6 protein-coding genes are annotated in these 6,096 nt (G+C 64.3%); 1 reads left to right on the forward strand and 5 read right to left on the reverse strand.

Going from position 1 to position 6,096, the window contains the following annotated elements; translation table 11 throughout:
* Positions 1–112: 112 nt before the first annotated feature.
* Positions 113–877, reverse strand: a complete 765-nt coding sequence (locus tag ACKODO_RS12880) for a TIGR00730 family Rossman fold protein (protein WP_408983838.1) — start codon at positions 875–877, stop codon at positions 113–115.
* A 7-nt stretch (positions 878–884) separates the two neighbouring features.
* Positions 885–1,571 carry a ceramidase domain-containing protein gene (locus tag ACKODO_RS12885; protein ID WP_408983839.1) on the reverse strand — a complete coding sequence of 229 codons (687 nt, stop codon included), beginning with the start codon at positions 1,569–1,571 and terminating at the stop codon, positions 885–887.
* Between the two features lie 67 nt (positions 1,572–1,638).
* Between ACKODO_RS12885 and xth the strand changes: the two genes are divergently transcribed.
* On the forward strand, positions 1,639–2,433 hold the full coding sequence (gene xth, locus ACKODO_RS12890; protein ID WP_408983840.1) for an exodeoxyribonuclease III: 795 nt from the start codon (positions 1,639–1,641) through the stop codon (positions 2,431–2,433).
* A 23-nt stretch (positions 2,434–2,456) separates the two neighbouring features.
* Here the strand turns inward: xth and ACKODO_RS12895 are convergent, their stop codons facing one another.
* The 3 genes from ACKODO_RS12895 to ACKODO_RS12905 all read right to left on the reverse strand — a co-directional run.
* Positions 2,457–3,260, reverse strand: coding sequence for a tetratricopeptide repeat protein (locus ACKODO_RS12895; protein WP_408983841.1), 804 nt, complete (start codon positions 3,258–3,260; stop codon positions 2,457–2,459).
* Between the two features lie 19 nt (positions 3,261–3,279).
* Positions 3,280–5,010, reverse strand: a complete 1,731-nt coding sequence (gene ilvD, locus ACKODO_RS12900; protein ID WP_408983842.1) for a dihydroxy-acid dehydratase — start codon at positions 5,008–5,010, stop codon at positions 3,280–3,282.
* Positions 5,011–5,375: 365 nt separating this feature from the next.
* Positions 5,376–6,096, reverse strand: a 721-nt coding sequence (locus ACKODO_RS12905) for a class I tRNA ligase family protein (protein WP_408983843.1), incomplete at its 5' end; no start/stop codon positions are given.

Raw genomic sequence — 6,096 nt, forward strand, 5'->3', positions numbered from 1 at the left:
GGTAGGTGAGGCTTGATCGACTCCCACTCGAAGTCCGTCAGGTCGTAGCGGCCCATCTCAAAGCTCCTGAAAAGGAGCTTGAATCACGATTGCCCATGTCAGGGAATCCCGGTCAGCCGTTTATGGGTTTACGGCCTAAGCCAGTGCATTGCAGGGCCTGCCAGATACCCTCGGCGTCATCGGCATAGGAGAAAAGATCGAGATCGGTGGCATCCACCACCCCGGCCTTCACCATGCCCTTGAAATCGATCACGGATTCCCAGTATTGGCGCATGGCCAGAACCACCGGAAGCGGGTTCATCTTGCCCGTTTGCCGCAAGGTCAGGATCTCGAACAACTCGTCGCAGGTTCCGAAACCACCGGGAAAGACCACGAGAGCCGCAGCGCGCATAGCAAGGTGAAACTTCCGCAGCGCAAAATAGTGGAAGCGGAAGGTCAGTGCCGGCGTGGACCAGGCATTGGGCTCCTGCTCATGCGGGAGGGTGATGTTAAAGCCGATGGAGGGTGCGCCCGCCTCCGTTGCGCCCCGGTTCGCCGCTTCCATGATGCCGGGGCCGCCGCCGGTAGCGATCACGTTATGGTGGTCGTCATTGCGGTCGATCGCCCCGCCCTCGCGCGAGGCGAGGCTGCCGAAGGCCCGCGCCTCGGCATAAGCCCGGCCGGGCATGCCCGGATCCCCCTCCCGGAAGCGTGCCGAGCCGAAAACCACGATCGTTGAGCTGATCCTCGCGGCCCGCAGGGCATCCTCCGCCTTCTGGTATTCCAGCGCGAAGCGAAGGCTGCGCGTCGAATCGCCGAGGATGAAATCAGGGTCGAGCGCCGCGAGGCGGTAGCTCAAGCTCTCCTTCTGGGGCGTGTTGCAGCGCGAGGATGTCATGAGGGTCTCACCTTTGGGCCGAATCGGCATTTTGCATGCGCCTGTGGCGCGCGAGGGACAGGAGCAGCACCGCCAGCACCGTGGCGTTCAGCAGATGCCAGAGGAAATGCAGGCCAAGGGGCACCATCCCGCAAAGTGGGCGATCCAGCGTCCGGAGGGTGAGCGAGATGGCGAAGAGCACCCCGGCCCCCGCGAGATGCGCCGCCGCGAGCCGGCTCGCGGCATCGCTCTTCAGCCAAGCCAGCAGCGCAACCCCGAACAAGGCAGCGAGCGCCGGCACATAGCCGATGCCACCACCCAGTGCCCGGCTGCCGAAAGCGGAGACCAGCGCGCTGCTGCCGAGGAAAAACAGCACCGGCCCCAGAAGCGCCGCCCAGAGCGGCAAGGTTAGGTAACGCCGCAGCGCAAGGCCAAGATAGAGCAGGATGAACCCCTGGATCGGCAACACGTCGAGCATCACCGTGATGCGGTTAGGGATAGTGTGGAACAGGAAACTGCCGACGCCAATGGCAAAGGCCAGCCCGGAGAGGCAAGCGAGCAGCACATCCCTGCCCCCGCGCAGCAGGCGCAAGCCCAGCAGGGCCGCGAGGAGGAACCCGGCATTGGTGATGGCATTGAGCGGCTCGGCCCAGAACGAGGGGTCGCCAGAGCGTTCACAATAGGCGGCCAGGAAGGAACGTTCGACTTGAAACATGCAGCTATCCCCGAGGCAATGCACGCCCACTCTGCCCTTTGCCCGCGTAGGCTGCTACAGGAAGGCCATGCTGATCGCGACCTTCAACGTCAACTCCATCCGCCAGCGGCTTCCGCACCTCGCGCGCTGGCTGAAATCCCGCGAGCCGGATGTCGTCTGCCTGCAGGAACTGAAATGCCTCGACGAGGCCTTCCCGCGCGAGGAGATCGAGGCCCTTGGCTATCAGGTCGAGACCTTCGGGCAGAAGACCTTCAACGGCGTGGCCATCCTCTCGCGCCACGGCGTGGCGATCGAGCATCGCGGCCTGCCGGGCTTCCCGGATGAGCAGGCGCGCTACATCGAGGGCGTGGTGAGCCTGCCGCCCGGGCATAGGCTGGGTGCCGTTTTGCGCATTGCGGGTGTCTATTTCCCCAACGGCAATCCCGTGGGCAGCCCGAAATTCGAATACAAACGCGCCTTCATGGCCGCGCTGACCGCCCATGCCGAAAGCCTGCTCGCGCTCGAGGAGCCACTGATCATCGCGGGCGATTTCAACGTCATCCCCGCGCCGGAGGATGCGCGCTTTCCGGAGAACTGGCGGGATGACGCGCTGTTCCAGACCGAATCGCGCGCCGATTTCCGCCGTCTCGTCTCTCTCGGCTTCACGGATGCAATCCGCGCGACGAGTGACAATCCCCGCCTCTATTCGTTCTGGGATTATCAGGCCGGGGCCTGGCAGCGCGATAACGGAATCCGCATCGATCACCTGCTGCTTTCACCGCTGGCGGCAGATCGTCTCGTCGAAGCGGGAATCGATCGGGAATTGCGCGCGGAGGAAAAGCCCTCGGATCACGTGCCGGTCTGGTGCCGGCTCAGGGGTTGACGAAGTCCGGCGACCGAACGGCCTCAGCGGCCGGAGCGCTCGTATTTTCGCAAATAGGCATCCGCGAGGCGGCGCTCGTCTTCCGTGGCGACCGAACGGGCGCGGGTGTTGAGTTCGACCACCCAGTCATCGCGGCCGGGGAAGGCCTTGTTGGCGGCCACCTGCATCCACATCAGCCCGCGCGGGCCCTGACGGGGTACGCCGTCGCCGTTGAAGAGCATCTGGCCCAAACGCGCCTGCGCCGGCACATGCCCCTTCTCGGCCGCGAGGTTGAACCAGCGCGCCGCCTGATGCAGATCGCGCGGGCCTGCCACCCCTTCGGAGAAGATGCGCCCCAGGTGGTATTGCGCATCCGCGTCGTCGAAATACGAAGCGGCGTAGTGGAACATCTCGGTGGCGCGGACCGGGTTGCGCTTCACACGCGAATTCGGGATGCCCGCGAGATGATAGCCCCCAAGAGCCACGAAGGCCTGCGCCACCACGCGGGCATGCGGCGAATCCGGGCTCACATCCGCATGGCGGTTCGCGATTTCGGAGAAGTGCTGGTAGGCCTTGAGATCATCGCGGCGAACGCCCTCGCCATCCTGATACATCCGGCCGAGCTTCCATTGCGCGGCCACATTGCCCTCACGCGCGGCATAGCCCAGCGCCTGCACCGCCATTTCGGAATTGCCGCTGGAAAGAGCGTTAAGGCCCTCCCGAAGCGAGTCACCGATGGATTTGAACAGCATTCCCGGCGGCGGATTGGCAGGGGCCGGCCCTTCCTTCACGTCGAAAGCCAGCGCGCCCCCCTGCAGAGCAAGGGCGACGACGAACGCCAAGGGCACCGCCGACGGTCGGAACGTGTCAGATATCCGCATAGACATGCCTCTCGGCCTTGCCGCCCGGATGGGTCACGGCGCCATCGCGCGCCGAGCCAACCTGCTGGGCATATTTCCAGAGCGCGCCGGATTGATAATCCGTCTCGCGCGGTTTCCAGTCCTTACGACGCGCTTCCAATTCGGCATCGGTGAGGCGAACATTGAGCACACCTGTGACCGCATTGAGTTCAATCACATCACCGTCGCGGATCAGGGCAATGGGGCCGCAGACGGCCGCTTCCGGGCCAACATGGCCCACACAGAAACCGCGCGTCGCGCCGGAGAAGCGGCCATCGGTGATGAGCGCAACCTTGTCGCCCATGCCCTGGCCATAGAGCGCTGCGGTGGTCGCGAGCATCTCGCGCATGCCCGGGCCACCCTTCGGGCCCTCGTAGCGGATGACGAGAACCTCGCCTTCCTTGTAGTGCCTGTTCTTCACGGCCTCGAAGCAGAGTTCCTCGCTGTCGAAGCAGCGGGCCGGGCCGGTGAAGGCCAGCTTGTCCTGCGCCATGCCGGCGATCTTCACAATGGCGCCCTCGGGGGCGAGATTGCCCTTCAGGCCCACCACGCCACCCGTGACGGTAATCGGATTATCGGCCGGGCGAACCACATCCTGGTTCGGGTTCCATTTCACGCTCTCGAGGTTCTCGGCGATGGTGCGGCCGGTGACGGTCAGGCAGTCGCCATGCATGTAGCCATGGTCGAGCAGCGTCTTCATCAGCAGCGGGATGCCGCCGACCTCGAACATGTCCTTGGCGACATACCTGCCTCCGGGCTTGAGGTCCGCGATATACGGAGTCTTGCGGAAGATTTCCGCGACGTCGAACAGATCGAAATCGATCCCGCATTCATGCGCGATGGCCGGAAGATGAAGCGCGGCATTGGTGGAGCCACCCGACGCTGCAACCACCACGGCCGCGTTTTCCAGCGCCTTGCGGGTCACGATGTCGCGCGGGCGGATGTTCCTGGCGATGAGCTCCATCACCATCTCGCCCGCCGTCATGCAGAACCGGTCGCGGATTTCATAAGGCGCCGGTGCGCCCGCCGAATAAGGCAGCGCGAGACCGATGGCCTCGGATACGGTCGCCATGGTGTTGGCAGTGAACTGCGCACCGCAGGCACCGGCGGAGGGGCAGGCCGCCTGCTCGATTTCCTCGAGGCTCTGGTCGTCCAGCGCGCCCACCGAGTGCTTGCCGACGGCCTCGAACACATCCTGCACGGTGATCTGCTGGCCGCGCCAGGTGCCCGGCAGGATGGAGCCGCCATAGATGAAGACCGACGGCACGTTGAGGCGCACCATCGCCATCATCATGCCCGGCAGGGATTTGTCGCAGCCCGCAAGGCCCACCAGCGCATCATAGGAATGGCCGCGCATGGTCAACTCGACCGAATCGGCGATCACCTCGCGCGAGGCCAGCGAGGATTTCATGCCCTGATGGCCCATGGCGATGCCATCGGTAACGGTGATGGTGCAGAACTCGCGCGGCGTGCCGCCAGCGGCCGAGACGCCTTTCTTCACGGCCTGCGCCTGGCGCATCAGCGAGATGTTGCAGGGTGCTGCCTCGTTCCAGCACGAGGCGACGCCCACTAGCGGCTGGTGGATCTGGGTCTTCGTGAGGCCCATCGCGTAGAGATAGGAACGGTGCGGCGCGCGCTCCGGTCCTTCCGTCACGTGACGGCTCGGGAGCTTCGCCTTGTTGTACGTGAATTCAGTCATCGCCCGTTCCTTTTCGTCCCTGAAAACCCATCTCTTTTGCCGGTTTTCCACCCACCCTAGCGATTGCCACAGGCGCGCGCCTGTCTCAATCACCCGGGGCGGTCGGGAGTTACGGTTTGGTTAACCAGCCGAACCACCTCCCCGACCAAAAAAGCTTAAGTTTCCAAGGTCGTTAGCAAGAGCATGGTTGGCGCGCGCTTTGTGGCGCAAAAGCGGCGGAGCCCGTGCCGCCAAAAGGCGCATTTCGAATCCATCCGGCCTGTTGCGGAAACATCACAAAAGCAAGCATGCGTCCCGAAAAGACGCCGCATGAAAAAGCCGCCCGGCAAGGCCGGACGGCTCAGTTCCCGATCAGGCGCAGGGCATCACCCCAACCGCTTCAATGCCTCGTCGATCCGAGCGATACGGTTCTCGGCCTCCGCGAGGCGCTCGCGGTTTTCCTCGATCACCTCTTCGGGCGCGCGCGCCACGAAATCCGGGTTGTCGAGCTTGCGCTTCGTGCCATCCATGTCCTTCACGAGCTTCTCGCGCTCACCCGTGAGGCGTTTCTTCTCCGCCGCGATGTCGATGATCCCCGCGAGCGGAATGCAGGCCACCTGCCCGCGCACGACGATCTGCACGCTCTGCGCGGGCGCCTCGTGCATGAACTGGATTTCCGAGACGCGCGCCATGCGCCGAAGCGCATCTTCCGCGGCCTTGGCGCGCGTTACGCCCGCCGCATCGGCTTGCACGAAAACAAGAGGCGCGAGCGTCGCCACCGGCACGTTCATTTCCGCGCGCGCCGAGCGGATCTCGGAGATGAGATCGACCGTAAACCCGATCTCCGCTTCTGCCGCTGCATCCGCGACGCCGATCGGCGCGGGCCAGATGCCGGTGCACAATTGCCCCCTTTTGTTTCCTGACGCGTTTTCTTCACGCGAACCGGTGCCCACTTCGCTTGAAAACGCTGCTGCCTGCCCGGCGAACTCGCCATAGGCCGCGTTCAGCTCTTCCGTGATGAAAGGCATGAACGGGTGGAGCATCCTCACGGTGCGATCGAGGATGAAAGCCACCGCCGCGCGGGTCTCCTCCTTCGCATTCCAATGC

The organism is Rhabdaerophilum sp. (assembly GCF_046092605.1).
In the GTDB taxonomy this organism is placed as follows: Bacteria; Pseudomonadota; Alphaproteobacteria; order Rhizobiales; family Beijerinckiaceae; genus Rhabdaerophilum.